Annotated in this window: 17 protein-coding genes; 14 read left to right on the forward strand and 3 right to left on the reverse strand. The window is 34.8% G+C overall.

Translation table 11 applies throughout. The features are described from left to right. The first annotated feature begins 557 nt into the window (after positions 1–557). The 13 genes from HHU12_RS28905 to HHU12_RS28965 all read left to right on the forward strand — a co-directional run bounded on the left by HHU12_RS28905 (position 558) and on the right by HHU12_RS28965 (position 13,873). On the forward strand, positions 558–1,733 hold the full coding sequence (locus HHU12_RS28905) for a hypothetical protein (RefSeq protein ID WP_169660218.1): 1,176 nt from the start codon (positions 558–560) through the stop codon (positions 1,731–1,733). A 140-nt stretch (positions 1,734–1,873) separates the two neighbouring features. Continuing rightward, the gene (locus HHU12_RS28910) at positions 1,874–2,287 is read left to right on the forward strand and encodes a hypothetical protein (RefSeq protein WP_169660219.1); all 414 of its coding nucleotides are present in this window, start codon (positions 1,874–1,876) and stop codon (positions 2,285–2,287) included. Positions 2,288–2,385: 98 nt separating this feature from the next. Next, entirely contained in the window at positions 2,386–2,796 is a 411-nt protein-coding gene (locus tag HHU12_RS28915; RefSeq protein ID WP_169660220.1) for a hypothetical protein, read from the forward strand. 164 nt (positions 2,797–2,960) lie between these two features. After that, positions 2,961–3,584, forward strand: coding sequence for a hypothetical protein (locus tag HHU12_RS28920; RefSeq protein ID WP_169660221.1), 624 nt, complete (start codon positions 2,961–2,963; stop codon positions 3,582–3,584). A gap of 72 nt (positions 3,585–3,656) precedes the next feature. After that, positions 3,657–4,310, forward strand: a complete 654-nt coding sequence (locus tag HHU12_RS28925) for a suppressor of fused domain protein (protein ID WP_169660222.1) — start codon at positions 3,657–3,659, stop codon at positions 4,308–4,310. Positions 4,311–4,368: 58 nt separating this feature from the next. Next, positions 4,369–4,911: a DUF2284 domain-containing protein gene (locus tag HHU12_RS28930; RefSeq protein ID WP_169660223.1), complete on the forward strand. Its 543-nt coding sequence runs from the start codon at positions 4,369–4,371 to the stop codon at positions 4,909–4,911. Positions 4,912–4,914: 3 nt separating this feature from the next. Continuing rightward, a complete protein-coding gene (locus HHU12_RS28935; RefSeq protein ID WP_169660224.1) occupies positions 4,915–5,883 on the forward strand; it encodes an ankyrin repeat domain-containing protein in 969 nt (322 codons plus the stop codon). Positions 5,884–5,910: 27 nt separating this feature from the next. After that, positions 5,911–6,435 carry a hypothetical protein gene (locus HHU12_RS28940; RefSeq protein WP_169660225.1) on the forward strand — a complete coding sequence of 175 codons (525 nt, stop codon included), beginning with the start codon at positions 5,911–5,913 and terminating at the stop codon, positions 6,433–6,435. A 106-nt stretch (positions 6,436–6,541) separates the two neighbouring features. Beyond that, positions 6,542–7,390 (forward strand): carbohydrate kinase family protein, encoded by an 849-nt coding sequence (locus HHU12_RS28945; protein ID WP_169660226.1) that lies wholly within the window; start codon positions 6,542–6,544, stop codon positions 7,388–7,390. A 160-nt stretch (positions 7,391–7,550) separates the two neighbouring features. Then, the gene (locus tag HHU12_RS28950) at positions 7,551–7,985 is read left to right on the forward strand and encodes a DoxX family protein (protein WP_169660227.1); all 435 of its coding nucleotides are present in this window, start codon (positions 7,551–7,553) and stop codon (positions 7,983–7,985) included. A 1-nt stretch (position 7,986) separates the two neighbouring features. After that, positions 7,987–8,415 (forward strand): MarR family winged helix-turn-helix transcriptional regulator, encoded by a 429-nt coding sequence (locus tag HHU12_RS28955; RefSeq protein ID WP_169660228.1) that lies wholly within the window; start codon positions 7,987–7,989, stop codon positions 8,413–8,415. 818 nt (positions 8,416–9,233) lie between these two features. After that, a complete protein-coding gene (locus HHU12_RS28960) occupies positions 9,234–13,406 on the forward strand; it encodes a di-heme oxidoredictase family protein (RefSeq protein WP_169660229.1) in 4,173 nt (1,390 codons plus the stop codon). Positions 13,407–13,417: 11 nt separating this feature from the next. After that, a complete protein-coding gene (locus HHU12_RS28965) occupies positions 13,418–13,873 on the forward strand; it encodes a T9SS type A sorting domain-containing protein (protein ID WP_169660230.1) in 456 nt (151 codons plus the stop codon). 410 nt (positions 13,874–14,283) lie between these two features. Here the strand turns inward: HHU12_RS28965 and ahpC are convergent, their stop codons facing one another. Together ahpC and HHU12_RS28975 are read right to left on the reverse strand one after the other, a co-directional pair. After that, the gene (gene ahpC, locus HHU12_RS28970) at positions 14,284–14,847 is read right to left on the reverse strand and encodes an alkyl hydroperoxide reductase subunit C (protein WP_169657947.1); all 564 of its coding nucleotides are present in this window, start codon (positions 14,845–14,847) and stop codon (positions 14,284–14,286) included. 235 nt (positions 14,848–15,082) lie between these two features. Continuing rightward, positions 15,083–16,117: a DUF4405 domain-containing protein gene (locus HHU12_RS28975; RefSeq protein WP_169660231.1), complete on the reverse strand. Its 1,035-nt coding sequence runs from the start codon at positions 16,115–16,117 to the stop codon at positions 15,083–15,085. Positions 16,118–16,444: 327 nt separating this feature from the next. Here HHU12_RS28975 and HHU12_RS28980 point away from each other — a divergent pair, with 327 nt between their 5' ends. After that, positions 16,445–17,278 (forward strand): DUF4437 domain-containing protein, encoded by an 834-nt coding sequence (locus tag HHU12_RS28980; protein WP_169660232.1) that lies wholly within the window; start codon positions 16,445–16,447, stop codon positions 17,276–17,278. A 90-nt stretch (positions 17,279–17,368) separates the two neighbouring features. On the opposite strand, the gene HHU12_RS28985 is transcribed toward HHU12_RS28980, so the two are convergent. Next, positions 17,369–21,763, reverse strand: a complete 4,395-nt coding sequence (locus tag HHU12_RS28985) for a LamG-like jellyroll fold domain-containing protein (RefSeq protein WP_169660233.1) — start codon at positions 21,761–21,763, stop codon at positions 17,369–17,371. Between the last annotated feature and the right edge of the window lie 244 nt (positions 21,764–22,007).

The following is a 22,007-nucleotide window of genomic DNA, read 5'->3' on the forward strand; positions in this document are numbered from 1 at the left end:
CTATGACCATTTTTCACTATATCGTTGCCTTCACAGTGAGGACAACGTATTTCTTTGTAATGTCTCATATACATATAACAAAGAATCAACCTAAATCATCCATTACCAATTAATCATAGTTAATTCTAATTTATTTTTTGTGAGTACAACGCTAAAAAACGTATTAGTAGTGGTTCTATTAATACGTTTTTTGAAGGAAGTAATCGCAAAATTATTGACGTTAAAAAGAATAGATTCAAAACGCCAATCGAGTAAGGTAGGATAATTTCATTGCTAATTTCTCACAGAATCGTCCTTGAACTCCTCAATTTCAGTGTAAAGTTGATTGAAAGAAGCCACCTTAGGGAAAGTCACATAACCCATCATTGTAAGCAATTGTTTTATGTTATTCGAAAATCAATTAACTTTAGATATCTATTACAGCAAACTATAAGATGAACAGATTTCATAAGTTTTGACTAGAGACTTATTATGTACTGTAAGGCTTGTAATAAAAATGTAATGATTGATACTCCACATTACACTGATTCATTTTTCATTGAAAATACAACTAAATAATGAGACAACTATTCGTATTATTATTTCTTCTAAATGGGTTAAATCAGATTTGTGCTCAAGAAAGCAATGACCCAATTAAACTGTTTGTAAGTTCCAGAGTTGACACCACCTCCAAAGATGTAAGATCCATAATTCAGCTCTACGAAAACTATTATAAGTCAAAACCTGACTCTATTTATAATAACCCCTATTGGAATAAAAAAGAAAAAGAACTTTATAATGATTTCGACTTTTCAAGAGTCAGCATTTTTCAAGGGGGAATGGATGCTACTTATTTATTTCGTGCTTTCTCTCCTTTTGTAATGTCAGTAGAGCCTTTGGGAGAAAAATACCAAATAAGAGTCTTATTCGCATCAAACACAACTAATCCTAAATATATAGGTTCAAAAGTATGGTGTATTCAAAAACTAAACGCTATTAAGGAAAATGATCAATGGGTTTTGGAAAACTTAATCGTTGGAATATCAAAAAAATGGTCAACTAAGAGAAGCGGTATTATTGAATACGTCTATCCCCCCAATCATTCCTTTGATAAAACGGCAGCTAAAAATGCAGAAAAATTTTGTTCAGAAATAATAAAGCGGTTCAATCCTGCCTACAAAAGCACATTTAAATACTATGTGACCAACAGTATAGATGATATGGGATTACTTGAAAATTTTGACTTTTATTTTGTTGGTATAACAACGGGAAAGGCTCGTGAAGGTATGATTTTGACTGCTAAAGGAGATGAATATTACCCTCATGAATTTGTGCATAAATTACTGCCAGAGAACCCAAACCGTGGTTACATTATAGAAGAAGGTTTGGCTGTATACTTAGGCACAAGGGAGAATAAAACGGAATACGAAAACCTGATGAAAAAATTAGCGACAGACCTCAAAACTAGTCCAGAGAAAATCAATTTTAAATCTATAATCTCTCAGGAAGTAAGATACAATGGATATCCAACTGCATATCCTGCAGGTGCTGGTATTTGTGAACTTATTTATAATTTAAAGGGTGACGATGGATTAAGACAATTAATGAAATCGGATACGAAAGATTTCGAAAGTATTATTAAATCTGTTTGTTCTATTACAAAATTAACTGAAGCTAAAGTTCAAGCTGAGTGGAATAAGACATTGGAAAAGTATATTGGTAAATCAAGTCAGACAGAAGAAATTCAGAACTAATTTTTCAATGGTTAATGGATTAGTCACATTTATTCAATTCCTTTTTTTAAATTATGATATTACAAAAAAAACTTCACCTCCTTTTTTTATTCTTGCTAGTTATCCTAACTCATCAAGGTTTTGCCCAAAAGAAAGCCAAAATGCTAGATTTTCAATACGTAAACTGTCTAGATATAACAAGTACAGATTCCCTCGGAATTCATTATCTGAATTATGAAAATGATACACTCACAGCAACTGTAGGCCTTTGCATAAATTGTGGATACCAAAATATAGAAGCTTATCTAGAAATGGATTCTGTAACAGGAGTCTATAATATAAAATTGCTGGAAGTATCAGATGTCACTGTAGAGTTGGATGCCAATGGGGACACCGTAGAGATATGGTATTCAATGGGAATTACATCTTGTTCATGCTTTAAAAAGATGTATTTTAAGTTTGCAGGTATGTCTGTTGAGGAATTTAATGAATTAAAGATTGATGGATGGAGTGTCATGATCAGAACAAAGGATAATTCTTGTATTCCTGTAGTGGAGGAAGAAGTTGAGGACTAAAGAAATAGTAATAAGATAGATTAATACCTAAATTTCAGAAATTTTTTAAAGAACTGTAAGCAAAAGATGTATCATTATTGGTTGAAGCAATAAAACAAATGAAACTAAAAGTAATATTAAATAACCTACTGCCATTATTTTTTTGGATTTTTGTGCTAATAATCAAAGAGTTGAACCCTGGGTTTCCAATCAATAGAGGCTTTTGCCATGGGGCTATAATAGGGGCTATAATATATACTGTGCTCTATCCGAGAAAATACCTTACAAATGTTATATTAGAGAGGCAACATTTGACTTTAGAATGGACGACTACTTTCTTTAAACAGAAATCACAGGTATTCGAAATAGCCGAGGTGAGATTTCAATTCAAAAAGAGAAATTATATATTTAAAGCATCTGATCAAATTCTCTTGGACGGTGATTTTGGGCAATTAAAGTTTTACTTGATCAATCAAAAGTTAAAGGAGAAGGTGAAAGAAATTTTACCTCAATTCAAAAAGAATCTCTAAATAAGTCTTTGGTGAAACTTTATCTAGAATAATGCAAAAAAAGATTATGTTTTAAACCAAGAGTGGGATGAAGGGAAAATGGAAATTAAATTTAAGAATGACCTTTATACAGTGAAATAAAGCAATAAATTTGTTGATAGTAGCTAATCATAAACAAACCTTTTATGCACCTTAAAAAGATTTTCATTTTCATCTTATTTATTTCATGCACAGATCATGGTGAAAGAGAAATTGATTATGATCAAGTAGAATTTTTACCTTTTGAACATCAGGAACTAATACCTACGTTAGTTGTAGATTCTCTAGATAAAACAATTGACTTATATAATTTGATTTGGACTGTAATGAAAAAATATGATCATATAGCTCCGAATGATTATTTAAGAATTCATTACAATGATTCAATTTACTACACTAATAATTACGCTAACTTTTGCTTCTCTACCAGTATATGCTGTCCAAAAACATCTCAATTTTATAAGATTATAAATTGGACACCAAATACTTTAGATGAAATACTTTTTCATTTCAATAGTGTAGATAAGGAAAAACAGCATAGAAAAATTATTGAGATCAGTTTTGATAAGAATACAAATCTTGATAGTACTCTTCAACTCCTAAAAACACTAGAGAAAGAGTTTAGCAGTGGAAGATTGAAGGGGTATCCTTATACGGCTGAACTAATACCTTCATGGATAAATAGCTATAAGCATGATAATAATAATTCTTCGTATGAGTTAATATATGATTCTATTGGTACACGCAGTTACATATTAAATACACCTTAGTTGGTTAATCGATTTTAAAAGACCCCTATATTACCTTAGTACTAAGAAAATAGATATTAAACGAAATAACTTATGAACTTCAAAAACAAGAAACAATATCAGGAACACTATGCATTAGTGGAGAAGCATATTAATACTTTTTTTCCTGATGCAGAAATCAATGTTTTCCATGAAATACCTACTCTGGATATTCATCTAGATGTATATCATATAAAACCGAAAGGGTTGGAATTTGAGATCTTAATGACTTCAGGAATGAGTTCAATGGCGATGAATGTCATTGATATACCCAATGAATCAGATACCTATAAATTTGCTGAATTGATGGTTCTTATTCCCAAAGGTGTCGATTTTGGAGAAGTGTATACTGGTGAAAATAAGTTTGATTGGATCATTTCAATGGTAAAACAATCTGCTAAATTTCCACATTTCTATGATACATGGATAGGAGTAGGACATTCAATACAAGCAGATGAAAACATGAGTTCTTATTCAGATGACACAGCTTATTGTGGATGCTTGGTTCTTCCAACAGTTACTTTTCCAGAAGAATTCCAAATCATAAAAACATCAAATGGTGTTGTCAATATTTATGGCTTATTTCCATTGTATAAAGAAGAAATGCTCTTTAAAATTGAAAATGGCTTTAATGAATTTATTCAGTTTTTAATAAAAAACAATGCAGAAGAAATCATAGATTTCAAGAGAGAAAACTATTGTATTTAAAGTAAATCTTTATCTGTTTTTTGGGGTAGTAACCGTCTAGAATGAAAGAAACAAACTTATGCTAAAAGAAAAAAAAATGATCAATGTGTGCCAAAATAAAGGAGCTTTCAAAGCACATATCATTGATATTGAAAAGATTATATTTGATGAAAAATTAAGAGCTTATTGTGAAGTAAATCATTGTGGACATTTTGGTAAAAACTATGCATGTCCACCTTCTGTAGGTGAGGTTGATGATATAATAGCTGAAGCAAAAGGTTATAATAAAGCATTAGTGTATCAAACTGTCAATAGCTATATAGGTTCTTTTGATAATCATGGAGTGAGAAAAGCTATTAAAAAGCATGATGTGGTAGCAAATAAAATCAGTAAAGAAATAGATTTACATTATGAAAAGCATCTTGATCTTAGGGCTGGTCCATGTACTGTATGTAAGGAATGTACAATCATCAACAATGAACCTTGTAAATATCCAGAGAAGAAAAGAGCTTCACTTGAAGCCTATTGTATCAATGTCTCTTCATTAGCGGAGGAGTGTAAAATGGATTATAATAATGGTGAGGATACCGTTACTTTTTTTGGTGCTTTTTTATTGAAATAAAAAATGAGTGACTTAAGTAAGGAAAAGAAACTGATAAATGATATTTTCAATTCCATAAATTTGGAGGAATATGTTTATATCATAATGTCCAAGGATTTATCTTGTGCTAGTGGATTGTATAAAATAAATGAAGGGCTAATTGAGTATGTAAATGAGACAGTTGATGTTTTCAAAACTTATTCAGATTCTATACAAGAAGTTTTTAAAGGTGTGGGTTTAGTAATCTTATATAAAGATGAAAAGAATGAGCCTTTAGTAAAGAAAATCCCTTTTTTTAATCCAGAACTTTCTAATCAAGACATGTTTGAGTTGACACTTTTTCAAGAATTTGGACTCAGACCTACTGATCCTGAAAGACAAGAAGTACTAAAAAAATCGATTAAGAGTGAAAAAATTAAAAATACTCTAGTTTATGCATGTTATGAAAATGACACAGATAAGATTTTAGATCGATTGAATAAGGTAGGGAAAAGTCAACTTGATAAAAATCTAAAGTATACAGGAACACCTTTGGGACTGTGTGTTTCCAATAATAATTATGAATGTTTTAAAGCGATAGCCGAAGCTGGTGCCAATATAAAAAGAAAGTCTCTTGGTAGAACTCCGTTATTCTTAGCTTTTAATCATTCAAAAGAGATTGTTGAATACTATTATTCTGATCATAAAGAATACTTCATCCAAGAAGTTCAAAAGCAAGGGTTTTATTTAGCAGCTGGAATGAAGGATGTTCAAATTTTAGAACTGCTAAAAAAATTAGGAGCTGACTTAATGAACAATGAGCCAGCATTTCCTCATATACATAATTTTGTCGATTGGAATAATATTGTCGGAATAGAATTTTGCCTTAATAATGGTGTTGATATCAATTTAAAAGACAAATATAATAGGACACCATTAGATAAGGCAGTCATACGTGGTCACAAAGAATCTATTGAATATTTAGAAAAAAAGATGCTTGAAAATCAATCCTAAGGAAGGTATTATATTTAGATGTATCGTATGAAAATATTTCGAGTTTTATATGTCCTATTGGTTTTTATTACTTTCAATAGTTGGTCTCAAACAATAAAAGATAGTGTCATTTTTGATACTGATGGGCTTAAGTATAAAGTCTTTAATCAAGATTCTGAGCAATTTGATTATTTTGATATTGAAGGCAAGAAACGAGTACTTTCAAAAATTGAGAATGATTCAACAAAAGAAGCACAACTCCTCATAATGTCTAAGCTAGTTGGAAGAGATTTAAAAATTCCTAGCCGATATGTTCGAGAAGTATCGGCTGACGATTTTCACAATACCTTTATTTTTGAAATGACTTTTCTGGTAGAAAAAAACGGGGAGGTTTCTAATTTGAGATTAATTGGGGAAATACCTGAAGGATTTGAACCAAAAGACTTCTTTCCTCGGAAATTTGAATTACCTACCTTCCAACCCATTTTAAATGACAATGGCGATTCTGTAATAGTAGAAAGGAAAACGGAGATTTGGGTAACTTGTCCTTGTGCTAAGAAAGAAAACGAATAAAGTAATTTCTTCTTTTCTAAGCATATTTTTTATTATTCAGTTTCCAACTTATTATGATTACCTAATCTCCACCCACTTCCTTATCTTAGCTAAAAAAAGAATTGAAATGAAGCAACCAATTGTAATCGGTATAGGTGAAATCCTTTGGGATATTTTAAAACATGGAAAACAGCTAGGAGGGGCACCGGCTAATTTTGTATACCACTGTTCAAAACAAGGGGCAGAAGCTTATGCAGTCAGTGCCATTTCCAATGATAAATTAGGGAAGCAGATAGAAGAGTTATTGGAAGAGAAAAAGGTGGCTTCTTTCCTTAATACATCAAAGTTGCCTACGGGAACAGTGACGGTTGCATTATCTGAAGAAGGAGAGCCAACTTATACTATTCATGAAAAAGTAGCTTGGGATGATATAAAGCTTTCAGAAGAAGCCAAAGAAAAGATAAAACAAGCTGATGCGATCTGTTTTGGCACTTTAGCACAAAGAGCTCCTCAAAGTGCAGAAAGTATCCAAGAAGCACTCTCACTTGTTCCCGAACATTGTCTGAAAATATTTGATGTCAACTTACGTCAGCATTATTATAATAAAGCTTTAATTGAAAAGCATTTGTTGGAAGCGGATATCCTTAAAATCAATGAAGATGAGATTACAGTCTTAATCGACATGTTTCAGATAGAAGGTAGAACGATCGTAAGACTAAAAGCACTGATTGAATTTTTCGACTTGAAAATGATTGCACTAACCATGGGGACTGATGGTTCTTATTTAGTTACAGCTGAAGAAGACTCTTATTTCAAAACACCAAAAGTTGACGTTGCAGATACCATTGGGGCAGGAGATGCGTTTACTGCTACCATGGTAATGGGGTTATTACAACAAAAAGGTTTAAAAGAGTTGCATAAAGAAGCCGTGGAGGTAGCCGCTTATGTGTGTACCCAAAAAGGAGCAACGCCTTAATATCAAAACATCTGTTTTAGGTAAGAGTTAAGAATTAAGAGGGAAGCACAATTATTAACTCTTCCCTCTTTTTCCTTAAAATTATGCCCATAATTTTGAAATGAATATTAATTCATCTATAATTGTATCGTGAACGATATAAATACAAACGATATAAATTATGCAACAGGTAAAAACATCTACAGTACAAAATATTTTTAGAGTATTATTAGGGTCTGCAATGCTTTATGCGGGCATCGGTCATATGACTTTTCGTCGTATAGCATTTCAAGCACAAGTACCTACTTGGTTAACCACTGATCCTGCTTTTATTGATTTTGTGGTATTGGCTTCTGGTGTGGTAGAGATTGCTTTTGCATTATTAATGATCTACGGACGAAACTTTAAAGTACAAACAGGCATTGCATTAGGAATTTTCTTTATTTTGATCTTCCCCGGAAATATCAATCAATATGTCAATCACATTGATTCATTTGGTTTGAATACAGATACAAAACGTTTTATTCGTTTATTATTCCAACCCTTATTGGTAGTGTGGGCATTATGGTCTTCTGGCGGATGGAAATATTTAAGAGAAAGAAAAAATGCACAATAATATGGAGCAATTAAAACTTGATAACCAATTCTGTTTTCCATTGTATGCGGCATCTCGGTTTATCACTCAACAATACCGACCAATGTTGGATAAATTGGGGGTCACATACCCTCAGTATCTCGTGCTTTTAGTGTTGTGGGAAAAGGATGGAATTCCCATTAAGGAAATCACAGAAAAACTTCTTCTGGAAACCAATACCATTACGCCTTTATTAAAAAGAATGCAGACAAATGCATTAATTGAAAGAACGCGTTCAAAGGAAGATGAACGTGTAGTGACCATTTCTTTGACCCAAAAAGGAAAAGAACTTCAAAAGGAAGCCGCTCAAATTCCAAATGAATTAATGGAAACCTTAGGTTGCCTCAATATCAATAAAGATGATATGATGAAGGTAAAAGAGGTATTGGAGAAAATGTTGAAGTCATCCTAGTTTTTCATAAACTGGGTTTGAAATCCAGAAATAATGTAGCGTAGCAGGCTACGCGTCTACAGGAGGAAGCTTAGTAGAATGTTCGAACCTTCCGTAGCCACGTAGCCTGCTACGTTTTTGTATGTTTTATTAATAACTTTAGAAATATACTCTTAGTTTCGGTTCTATAGACCTTCATGTTTTAGCGTAGCAGGCTACGCGTCTACAGGAGGAAGCTTAGTAGAATGTTCGAACCTTCCGTAGACACGTAGCCTGCTACGTTATGTATAGATAAGCAGTAATATTACAGGTTAACAACAAAGAAGTAAACATCTAATATTTTATTAATATTAAACTTCGAGCATAGTAGATTATTTACCAACAAATCATTTTAACTTTTGAGGAGGGATTACTCAAAAAGTATTTTTATGATAAAAAAGAAGGGTTAATTCTTTAAAAGAAATGAGCAGATAATCATTACTTCAAATTACTACAATCTCCTAAATAGTCTTGATGCCATAAAATCTATTTTCGAGGAAATTGATCTCATATTTTCAATAATAACATTGTTTATACCTATATACGGAGTATCTCTTGATAAATAATACCCTGTTTTTTTTACTTCAAAACTCACTTAATCCATCATTAGATTTAGTGAGTTGGCTGACGATTTATTAATTCTTTCATTTTTCATAGCGTATCAAAAAAGTAGTTGGTGCAAGTAGATTTGTAGTAGATCTAGATTATAAATCTTCATAGTACGTGTGATACATTTAGAGGAACTATTGCTACTGTATTACCAAATACTGTAGCTCAATTTATCACACGATAACAGAAAAATGAATGAATTAATTACTCAATGGAATAGGCTTTCCAAGGCTTATTCTAAAAACCGTTTTTACCAGCGAAACGGTCAATTGCTAACGCTTTTCTCTACTTTTTTACTATCCCTATTTGTTAGTTCTTTTACACAAGCTCAAGAATATGGAGTAGAAGTGGAAAATGGTGTGGGAATCATCTATTTTGAAAACCAACCCGAATGGACAGACGGTTGGAACTACATCTGTCTTGATGCCGATTGTAGAAGCGGTGCTTTAGTGGATGGTCGCTGGGAACGAGAAATCGCTAGTGCTTCCGCGGGAAGTGATTACACTATCCAATTAAAAATTTCAGCAACAAATGGACAGTATATTTCACCCCAATATACGGTGACTGCCGTTGCAAAAGGAGATTCGGGTAATAATCCCGATCCATTGCCCACTTGTGATGATGGGATTCAAAATGGAGATGAAACAGGAGTAGACTGTGGCGGTTCTTGCGAGCCCTGTATTACCACTCCTCCTCCAACTTCAAATACTGTAGAAGCTGAAACGAGCTCAATATTAGGTAGTGCAGCTGTTTATAATGACGGTACAGCAAGTGGTGGACAAGGTGTTGCCTATATTTCTGAAATAGGTGCGGGTTTCAGTATCACAAATGCCCCTTCTGCCACTGCAGTAGAAATTGTTTATGCTTCAGAACTAAGCGGTAAAATTTCTATTTATGTCAATGGTAGTGATGCCGGTGATGTCAATTTCTCTTCAACAGGAGCTTGGGTTGGAAATTACCAATCCGTAAGTGCAAACGTAAATGTTCCTGCAGGAGCCACTTTTGATGTGCAATTCCAAAGTGGAGATGTCGCTTTAAATGTGGATAGAGTGATATTCACAGGAGAGCTTGTACCATCTTGTACTGACGGTATTCAAAACGGTACCGAAACAGGTATTGATTGTGGAGGTGATTGTCCAAACATCTGTATTGAAACCTATGCTTTGAACGTTGAAAATGGTTCAGGTGATGGTGAATATGAAGCAGGAGAAGTCGTTACTATCGAATGGGAACAACCACCTGTTGCTGCAGGTACAGGGATTATATTTACGGAATGGACTGGTGATGTGGCAGGAATCGCTGATTTGAATGCTCCAAATACTACTATCACAATGCCGGCACAAAATGTATCAGTTACAGCTAATTTTGAAATCACACACTCTTGTGGAGATGGCATTCAGAATGGAGATGAAACGGCTGTGGATTGTGGTGGATCATGTGATTGTACTCCGGGCGTAGCACCACTGGTAAGTGCTAGAACAGAAGGAGATGAGGTGATTCTAATTGGTGCTTCAGGTTCTTCTCAAGATGGATACACAATTTACACTTGGGATAATGACACAGATGAATTCAGTCAATGCGAAGGGAATTGTGCCGATAATTGGCCTCCTGTTTTAGTTGATAATCCTGAATTATTAGAGATTCCAAACTTACCAGAACAACTTGATGGTACTTTTGGATTAAGTGGCCGTTGCGATGGTACATTACAGTTGACCTACAATGATCAGCCTTTATACTTTTATATAGGAGACAATCAACCTGGAGATACAAACGGGGATCAGCCTACTGGAACTTGGCATATGGTCTCAGCTTCAACCGTAGTTCTTCCTACATGTAGTGATGGAATTAAAAATGGAGACGAAGAAGGTATTGATTGTGGAGGTTCTTGTTCTGAAGTATGTAATCCATGTGATGATCAACCGATTGGTCCAGAGTTAGAAGGAGATAACTTTATTTTCGGATTAAACTCTGACGGAGTTGCTTACCACCAAAATGTGTCTCATTCCCCTTCTTTCTTTGTGATCTCATTAAATGGCGCTGGAGCTGAAGGTGGTGTGAACCGAAATTCAGATAAAGGAAATCGTTATGAGGCAGATTTTTCATCTGTAGTGGTTCCAGGAGAAGTTTATACGCTTGAAGTAAGAATCCAAGGAGACAATTATCCTACAGGACAGTGTATTCATAGTATACAAGTACAGGTAGGTGAAGGGGTAGACAGTACGCCTTGTCAAACTGGAACTTCTGGAGGAACAGAAGAACCCAACTTACCTGATCCAGTATTAACAGTGTTGAGTAATTCACAAGAAGGAGCCTATTTAGCAGGAGCTTCAGGTTCATCTAGTCCAGGTAGAGCAATGTATACTACTTCTGGCACTTGTGAAACGACAGAATGCTTAGAAGCCTGGTCTCCTGTTTTGGTGGAAGATCCTGAATTGGTGAATAACCCTGGTGGAATTACAAATTCAGTAGGAGCGGTTTATTTTGGTCAGGTTGATTGTACAGACCAATATCAAGTCACTTTAGACGGACAAGAATTATACTTCTATGTTGAAGATCAATCCACTACGGATATAAAAGGACATAACGTCGGCCCTTGGTCTTTAGCACTTGTAGATCGATTGCCTAAACTTCCAGATCATGAGTATATGATGCCAGCATTGAAAACACCAATCAATGGTAGAACGCCTGGTACTTATGGTTGGACGCACGATATAGAAGGACGATCAATTGAGGTAAGAGCCGGTGAGTCTGTATTGTTCCAATGGGCACAATCGCACTTTGTAGGTGGAGTGGGCTTAGTATATGATGGACCTGGAGATCATGATTGGACATTTGTATGTTCTTGTAATCAAAAAGAATATTATGAGGCTGAAATGACAGATGTTTCAAAAGGAGTGATGCAGGTAGAAGTGCCAGCCAACTGTTATGATAAGTATTACTATTACTTTAGATATAAAAAAGCAGGCTTGCCAAGTGATGATTTAGGTACTCAAATCGTTTACTCTGCTTTGTTTGAGTATGATGAAAGAGAGCCGAATGATAGAATCGATCCGGCACAACAGCCGACTATTACATCAAACTCTGCTAACTGGATGAGATTCAGACACCCAAGAGCACATGATGGTAATACTGAATTGATCTTCAACTCTCAAAATAACTCTTCTCAATTAAGAGCGTTAGAGCGTTACTCTACAACAGTAACTACTGGCGGAAATGGTACAACAATCAATGCCAATCTTCCTAATATTCTAAGAATAGAAGCATTTGACAATGGCCTTATTTATAATTCAAATCCTGCCTATGCCTATAATCAAAACACTTGTTGTGGTGATCAAGTGGATTATGGTAATGTAGTGACTTATGAAATTACAATTGGCTCAAGTCCGGGAATCAGCTCTCAAACGTACAATACTTTCCAGCACATTGTGGTAGGTAAAGGTTTCTCAACTTCCATTGCTGATCCTCGCCTAACTATGGCAGGTGATGCTTCTACAACGATGGAATTCTCTACAGCAGGATCACATGTAGATTTAGAACAAGATGCCATTTTCACTCAGCACCTCACTACTTTGACATCCACAGATGATGTAGATGACTTCTTAGAAGGGCATCATATTTTCCATGGTTTGACTGATCAGCACGAAGCCCTTGCTTCAAGACCAGTATTTGGTTCAGTGAAAATTGGAGAAGAATCTTGTCAAAATTGTCACTTTAGAGATGGTAGAGGATCTGAATTGGTGGAAACACCTGACGGGCCAAGAATTGCACCTCCAGTTTTCGGTACTGGTATTTTACAATACATAGAGGGTGCTGAAGCTATTTTAACATGGGATGGTGATGTAGCAACGGTGGAACAGCAAGTGAAAAATGCTTTGGTCAATGATCATAAAGTAGATCCTGCAACGGCACTGAGTGCTGAAGAAATGAGACAGTTGGTGGCTTATGTTGAGTTCTTGACGGTGCCTAACAGAAATGCAGCTGCTTATTTAGATCAGGATGTAGTGGACGGTCACTTGTTATTTGATCAGGTAGGTTGTGCCTCTTGTCACCAAGAAACACAAAAGACGAGAAGTGATGCACCAGAGAAGTTCAGAAACCTTTACATCAGACCATTCTCTGATATGAAAACACACGATGTAAATGGCGGTACGTTCAGAACACCTCCATTATGGGGACTGGGTAGAAACTTGGAGATCTTAGAAAGAAACGGTAAAGCTACATTATTTATGCACGATGGTTCAGCAACGACTATTGAACAAGCCATCCAAAAGCATAATGGTGAAGCAACTTCAGTCCGTGATGCTTACAATGCATTATCAGCAGAGGAAAAAGCCAAGATCGTTAAGTTCATCAACACACTATAATTGATAAGTAAATGAAAAAAATAATATATATAACATTAGTGATGATACTAGGGAGCTTTTCCATGAGTTTTGCTCAAAATGTATCCTCACTGACATTGAAATGTCCTCCTTGCCGACCATTCCAAGGGTGCCTTCAATGTTTTGAAACGCAAGCTGAAGCAGATGCTTGTAGTTCATCTTCAAGAAAAGCGAATTCATTGGCAGAAGAGCTTTCCGCTTTAGAATTCACCGTATACCCCAACCCAAGTAAGACGGGTGTTTTTACGGTTGAAACGCTAAAGAAAATCAAAGGTAAAGTACGTATTTTCTCACCTTTGGGAAGTGTAGTGGAAGAATTTGAAGTCAATGATCAATCGCTGTTCCAAGTTGGCAATCCATTACAATTTACAACGGGTATATATATCCTGTCTTTCACAGACGAGTCTGGCCAAACGATCACGAAGAAGTTAATGGTCAGTTATAAATAATTGTTTAACCTTTTAATAAACGTGTAATTATCTCTCTCTCTCAACGGCTACGTGTATGCGTGGCCGTTTTTTTGTAATTCCAAGGACAGAAGAAATTCGCATTTTGAAGGTGAAAAAAGTGGTTCGTGTTATGGTTCAGTGGACGTTGTAGTACAACGTCCCTACAGCCTACTTTCAATTTTTGGTAGAATATCATTTATGAAGGATACAGTTGTAGGGATGTTGCATTGCAACATCCACTGAACCACAATAAGAACCATAATTCTTCCCTCTTAATTCTTAATTCAAAACATTCCTTACTATTTTGAAATACAAAAAATCCCGTCTTAGCAAGACAGGATTTTTTTAAATTAAAGCAAACTATTGTATAAATATAACTAATGTTTTAAAGCTAGGGTGTGTGCATATTTTTAGATCAATCCCACAAGATCGATGCTTGGTTTCAAGGTATCATTACCTTCTTTCCATTTTGCTGGGCAAACTTCAGCAGGATTTTCAGCCACAAATTGAAGTGCTTTTAATTTTCTCAATAGCTCCTCAGCGTTTCTTCCCACGTTACCAGCAACTACTTCATAAGAAACGATTTCTCCTTCAGGATTCACGATGAAAGTACCTCTTTCTGCCATTCCGTCTTCCTCAATCATTACCTCAAAACCTCTTGATAGTACACCTGTTGGGTCTGCAAGCATTGGGTAGTTGATTTTTTTGATTGTTTCAGAAGTGTCATGCCATGCTTTGTGCACAAAGTGAGTATCTGTAGAAACAGAGTAAATTTCAGTACCAGTTGCTTTGAAATCTTCATAAAGGTTAGCAAGGTCTTCTAATTCTGTAGGACAAACAAAAGTGAAGTCTGCAGGGTAGAAGAAGAAGATAGACCATTTTCCTAAAATATCTTCTTTAGTAACTGTTTTGAAGTCGTTGTTTTCAAAAGATTGTACTTTAAAATCTACTACTTGTTTTCCGATTTGTGACATAGTGTATCTATTTTTTTGATTGATGTTTGTTATCTGTTTATCTCAACCGCTTTCCGATTGATTACGATACAAACATACGGCGGTATTGGGTATTTGTAAAATTGATTGTTTTTATATTACTATAAGATTTTCTTATAACTATTTTGTTCGGATGTTGAATGACCGTACAATAAATTCATATTAAATACCTTTTCCAAGAAGGAGTTGTTTATCGGATGTAAAAGTGGAATACTAACTATTCAATGCTCAGTATAATTCTATCAGCTATTTCTTTAGCCGTTGTAATATTCTTCAAATCAGTATATAAGTTCCCATTTTGTCCAGAGTGATGTCCATGTCCTATCAACTCCATCAATTTATATGTTTTGTGATTTAAATCCTCAGGATTAATAGTAGCCTTATAGATCATGGAAGGTTGCCCTACAGCACCAGAACCCGAGTAAATTTTATCATCAGGAAAACGATCTTTTGAATAATATTCATTCCAATCGAAAGACTGATTAAACTCCATTAAAATTTTGAAGGGGCCATTATTCTCTAGATTGCTCTTTGAAGAAATAATGAAATTGTTCAGTGGGGTAGCACCAGATACGCCATCTAAATCTGGAGCACTTTCCAAAGGAATATAAAGTCCATCAGATGCTTTGATGCCTCTTTTATGTGACCAATACGGAAGAGCTTCAGGTCGTCTTACAGTAGCAGGAGCATAGCCATCTCCCACTTTCTTCCCAATTTGGAATGTACTAGAAGAAATGGATTGAGAAATGTATAAAGTCTCAATGTAGTTGCCTAATGTGTCTTCTACCCAGATAGCAATCAAGGGATGTCGGAATGATTTTCCTTTTTTAAACTCCACACTTATGGTATGTTTTCCTAATTTCTGATCAAGATCGATGATTTCATAATCAAAAGTTTGCTCTTCTTTTCCGATCTGTTGGTTTCTAAATTCATTGCCCCAATCATATAAAGAATTGAAGTGAGGGACTTGATATAAAATTCCAATTGAAACACCCGTTGCAATGATGAAAATAAGAGGAGCCTGTAGCGGTTTATACTTCGATTTACCCTTCCCTTTTCCTTTGAGGTAATTCTTAATGGGGACTTTATTATTGATTATATGAAAGACTATACTCAAGAGGAAAACAAAACCAAATAAGGTATGGATTGAGGTCGTTGCTTTTTGGTGAGGAGTAAAATATAAAACTAACCCAGAAACAGATAAAATAAGTATAACGGCAAGTAGGATATTACCTAAAATTCTTCTATTCACTTTTTATTTTTAATTGATGATGGTTGTAAAATAGTAACGTACTTTTTTCTTATAACATCGAGTACAGTAGTTCGAAGGTAGTGCTTATTATTAGTACCTCATTTATTATTTAAAGATTATTAATAATATGATTTAGCATCAAAAGCAGAACTTATTTTTGGCTCTTCATTTTCTATTGAAAATCTCTATTATTTTCTTAAAAAAGCTTATAAAATGATCTATTTTCACCTAAAAGAGGTACTTACATTTTTGACCGTTATTGCAATTTTAAAATACTGAATTTAGTTTCGTAACTATACTTTTGATAGTTGAATTTAAATATAAATAATGAAGATTTTATCACTAATTACAATAATAAGTTTATTAATTATTACTTCTTGCACTAATAACAGTACCCAAGAAGAACACTATTCTGAAGCTAAATATGAACTCGTTTTAGCATCCGAAGTAAACTGGACTCATTTGAATCCAAAGCGAGGTGATTTAGCCCCAAAAGCAGGTACTTTATGGGGGGATAGAAATAGCAAAGTGGCTACAGGTTTTCTATTAAAACCTACTGACGGATTTCAATCTCCACCGCACATTCATAATGTTTCATACAGAGGTATAGTGATAGAAGGATTTTTACATAACAATGATCCCAATGCTGAAAATGTGTGGATGCCTAAAGGTTCATTTTGGACTCAACCTAAAGGAGATGTTCATATCACTTCTGCGAAAGGGGCCAATGCTTTGGCGTATATTGAAATTGAAGAAGGACCTTATCTTGTCCATCCGGAAGAGGAAGCATTTGATAGTGGTGAGCGCCCTGTAAATATCGATCAAACCAATGTAGTTTGGTTAGATGCTAGCGATATTACTTGGATAGAAACAGCAAAGAATGTACAAACTGCTACTTTATGGCATGAAAGTAAAACTAATTTTAGTGGCTTTATGATTAAAGTACCTGAGAATTTTTCGGGTGAGATTATTAGTCATGAAAGTTTCAAAGGAGTGCTTATATCGGGTGATTTACAGTATCATTCTTCAAGTGAAAGTTCAATTAAAAACTTAAATGAAGGAAGTTATTTTGGATCAGAAGGAACTGCATTGCATACTATTTCTACAAAGGAAGAAGCGATCATTTATATACGATCTAATGGTGGTTTTAAGATCAAATAATAGTGATTATATTATTCAAATGTCTTCTCATACTTTGTAAACAAAAAAAATCCTATCTAAAAAAGATAGGATTTTTTGATTTACCTTGTTTTATAACGATTTGATTACTTTTAATATATACCTTTTAGTGTTAGCACTAAATATTACAAAGTATATACCATTGGGTAAATGATCTGGCAATGTAAAACTGCCATTAGTAGGAGTAAGGTAAAGTTGATGTTGCCCATGAATATCAAAAACATCAATTTGCTGTGGTTTACCTTCTTCCAATACTATTTTAAATTGTGCATTAGTGGGGTTGGGATAAACTTTTATATCCTCCAAGACTTGTTCATTGAATAAAGAAGATACAGTGGCCTTTCTTGAATTACTATTGTCTACTAACTCAAATTCAAATGGATTGATATTATCATGAATTTCAAATTTCCCAAAATCATCACTACTTATTACCTTTTGGTAGGAATGGACAAAATCAATTTCTTTTGTGCCAGAGGGTGAGGTAACAATAAAGGATAATGGGCTTCTGTTTTTGTATGGATGACTGAGAGGAAGGTTTTCAGTTAATCTCCATTTATGTGCCAAGTAGCCATGTATTAATTCGGTTTCTAATTCTGTCACGGTTCTATCAAATAACATTACCTCAGCGATAGGCCCTTTATGGTAACGTGTTTGACCATAGTTTTTGTCAGAACTTTGTCCAATATAAACCGGTTTTCCCTTTCCAAAAATGAGGTCATCAGGTATTGTTTGTGTTCCTTCTATTTTTCCGTTGACATACAATTCAAGTTCATTCCCTTTTTTAGAAATTTGGAGGATGTATTTGGTCCCAAAACTAAATTTATTACCAAAGTATTTATTATTCCCTCCAGTTTCTAAAAACAGCTTTCCTGATTTATTAAATCGGATCATAAACCCTTCACTACCACTGCCTCCTCTATTTCCAAGAATGTCATTATTCGTGTCAAGATTCTCACTTTTACCAACTATAATAATGGTCCAGTCCTCTTCTAACATATCGTCTTCTTCACTATTCAGTAACTCAAGGCGGTCACTTGAATTTTCACCAAAAACTACCGCTGGAAGCCCATTATACCCATTAGATTTATAAATAGGTTGATAGTTGATGTCTGTTTCGGTACCATGAAACTCATTTCCGGATTTATCATACCATTCATTTATAACTTCATTTTCAAGAGGGGAATAATTAGGCTTTATCTGCATAGCATCGAGCCATAGGTAAGGGTGAAGCACAAGTTCATTAGTGATATATAAAGAGTCTAATAGATAGGCAGGTGTACTTTCTTGATGTTGAATAGTATTACCATTTAATGTGACTGTTAATTCTCTTTGAGGGATAACAATAGTTTCTTCCACGCTATTGTTCTCTGCATTAAGACAGGTATTAGAACTTTGTAAAACTAATGTGATAGAATCTCCTTCAGAAAAATAATCTGAGGGAAGAAATAATTCATTCTCATTATTATTAATTGCATTATGATTTACAAACCATTGAATAGACGGGGTAGTACCTTCATTACTTAAAGTAGCTGTAACCTGTTGAGCAACATTATAGTTATGATCTATTTTTAATGAAATTGTCGGTTTTTGATTTACTTTTAGAGCAGACCAGTTCCAACTCGGCCAAGCTCTTTGACACCAGTCGATAAGCTCATCAATGAGGTCACAATCAGCACCCATTTCTATAAATAAAGGAATGATCGTATAGTAGTCGTGAGAATAACCATAATCAGGGCTTGTAAAAGTAAATGAATTTCTAGGTGTTTCAGGTTCTTTATCCAGTTTATTATCATTTCCATAAGTAGACCTGTTCCAAGCTGATAAATCATTATGGGGTTCATTTACTTCCCTTAGGAAGTTTTGTATAAAAGCATCCAAAATCCATTTTGACATTCCAGGTTGAATACGGTCCAAAAGTTTAAGGTAGAAGCCTGGTACATATCCATCTAAACCGTTTGATGGGGACATTCCGGCCACCCAACTGAGACTTTGTTGACGTATTCGAAAACCGTATTTATTATTAGGGCTTAGTTCTCCTGTCCATGTTCGTATTTGATACATAGCGTTGAGTGATTTAAAATACCTTAGAGGTTCATGGATGCCTGATGTAGCGCCTGATTTTTTGATAAAATTATGTTGGTACTGCCAGTCCATAGAAGCATTAGCTCCAGAGACGCCATTGCCACCAGCTATTATTAATTCCAAAGCATACCATACCGTTGACTCAAAGGCTCCTGTTTCTTCAGGTTGCCCAACAAAATGAGCACAGTTTCCGTCAATTTCACAAGAAGTAAAATGTGGAGGAACTTCAAAAACATGGTAAACCCTACCTAGCCATTGTCTCTCACTAGGTTGGTCTAATGGATTGTATATTTCCTTAGCTCTACCCTGAAGATTAAATTCGTTGAATATTTCGAAATATTGAACAGCTCTAAGTTTCGCTAGACTGTTCTTAGCCAATTCTTTAGGGATTTCTGGGTTAATTGAATGGTAAGCATCTCCTTCTTTCGCTCTCCAGTGTGGAGAACTACCTTCTATACTTTGGTGGTGAAAACCACGGTATGACCACCCGAAGTCGGTGATAGCATCAGAAATTGTAGTGGAATCTAATTGATTGGCATAATCGGAAGATTGAAGAATAGCCCTTAATTCTGGGTAGGCCTTATTAGGGTTCTTTTCAAGGTCTTCAGTAAACCAATAATCATTCAGAGTATAAGCATCCATAGGGTGAACTAATGGAAGCCAATGTTTCCAATCAGGGAATTGCATTGCAGTAGGAGTTAATGTTCGGTCCTCCATTTTTCGGGCATCAAAAAAATCATCTACTCCCTCTTTAGTAACAACACCATCCTCAAACATGTATTCTATTAAATCTTTGTCCTTTTCTAGTACAGCATCTAAACCAGCTCCAGCATGCCAATTATGTGGTTCGAGTTCAGCTACTTCAGGCCCAGGTTGGTAGGGAGGGTTCCAAGGACGTCCACTTCGCTCAACGTTATCATGTTTGTCTGACAATGTCCTAATATAAGAAGCAATCTTTTTTCCTTCCGTTGCTGTAAGTCCATGAAATTTAGCTCTTTCAATAATAGATTCATTAGAATAGCTAAACATCTCTAAATCTCTACCGTCTTGTGTATGGCAAGAATTACATTTGGCTTTGATTGGTCTTCTATCTGGGAGAGTGTTACCATACCAGAACCCTTGTCTGCCTTCGGGTAAATAATGATTCCAAAGGTTGGCATTTCTCCATAAATATTCTCCTTCCTGAATATCATTTACACTACTGTAGAGAGGTTCCCAGAGGTTGGGGTCTTCATCAATAAAGTAACTGTCATCCAGCATCTTTTCTTTATTTTCATCTAAAAGATTTAATCGTATTATCCTAAAACCACTTGATATCGCATCAGAAAGTTCAAAAGTAAAAGCGATTTTATTATCTCCTTTTTTAAAATTATCAACAGGAATAGAAAAACGAATGGTATTGAATCCGCCCAAAGTCATACCACCACGAGCTTTTTCTTGGTAATGCATATCTACAGTTGAGTGATTGAGGTATATTTTATTACCATCATTAACCCTTACAGAGATTTTATTTTCATACCCTACATTATTGACTTGTAACCATAAGTGCTTTGCTTGATCAGCTTGTAGATCAGATAAGAATACATATTCAGAACGAGTTACGCCTTCCTCACCGAAAACCTCAATTGGTAACACAATTTTATCAAGATTGACAGCAGATGAATAACTTGGATCTATGACCCAATCAGGATTACCGATTTCAGTTAATGCATTATCTCCCAAAAAAACTTCTTCTTTTGTAATACTATTGGTTACAGTTGTTCCCACACCTTCATTTAATCGAAATAAGGCAACCAGAGAAGCAGGAGGGGTGTAGACGGTAAAATCTTTCTTTTTATTGGCATTGATTTCTTCAGCAGAACGTGCAACATTCCATATACGAACATCAGCCATATTACCATGATAAAAATTAGAAGTACTATTTATTCTGCAACCTAAACGGAAGGTATAAGTAGAAGCAGTATTTACGAGAAGGTCTTTTGAAAAATCTAATTTTCCATCAACATAACCTCTTGCTGTTGTGCCATCATAAGAAACAGCGATATGGTGCCATTGATTATCATTGATGACTGTTGTTCCACCTTTGCCAGATCCAGATATGGTGATTTTCAGTTTGCCATTATCAACCATCACAGTAAATCTTGCACCTGTGCCCATACCTCCCCAGTCTGCAATATAACTAATGCCATTTGCGTCTGTTTTTATCCAAGCTTCAACTGTCCTAGGAGCATTGCCATGAATACCATCAAAATTAGTAATGACTTTATCCTGTTCAGAAGCATTAAAATCTAGAACACCAATAGCGGTTTGTGCAAATGAGTTTTGTGTGTGAAAAAGTAGCATAGCGAATACCGCCCTACTTAAGAAAAGTAATAATTTATTCATTTCTATTTTCATTGAATTGTATAAAAGTATAATAGGGGTTAATCCTTGGTATACACAATAGTTTAAAGAACTAAGCATAGCATACTCAGTTCAATTCCAGGATTAATATTTAAGTGCACTTATTAGCGTTAACGAATAGTGGAATTTATATTTATGACCTTAATAATAGACTTAAGTACTGAGACAAATTAAAATATAAGCTATATTTATACCCTAATTATGGGTCGTAAAACAAAAGTTATAG

The sequence above is a fragment of the Flammeovirga aprica JL-4 genome (genome assembly GCF_012844305.1).
Taxonomy (GTDB): Bacteria; Bacteroidota; Bacteroidia; order Cytophagales; family Flammeovirgaceae; genus Flammeovirga; species Flammeovirga aprica.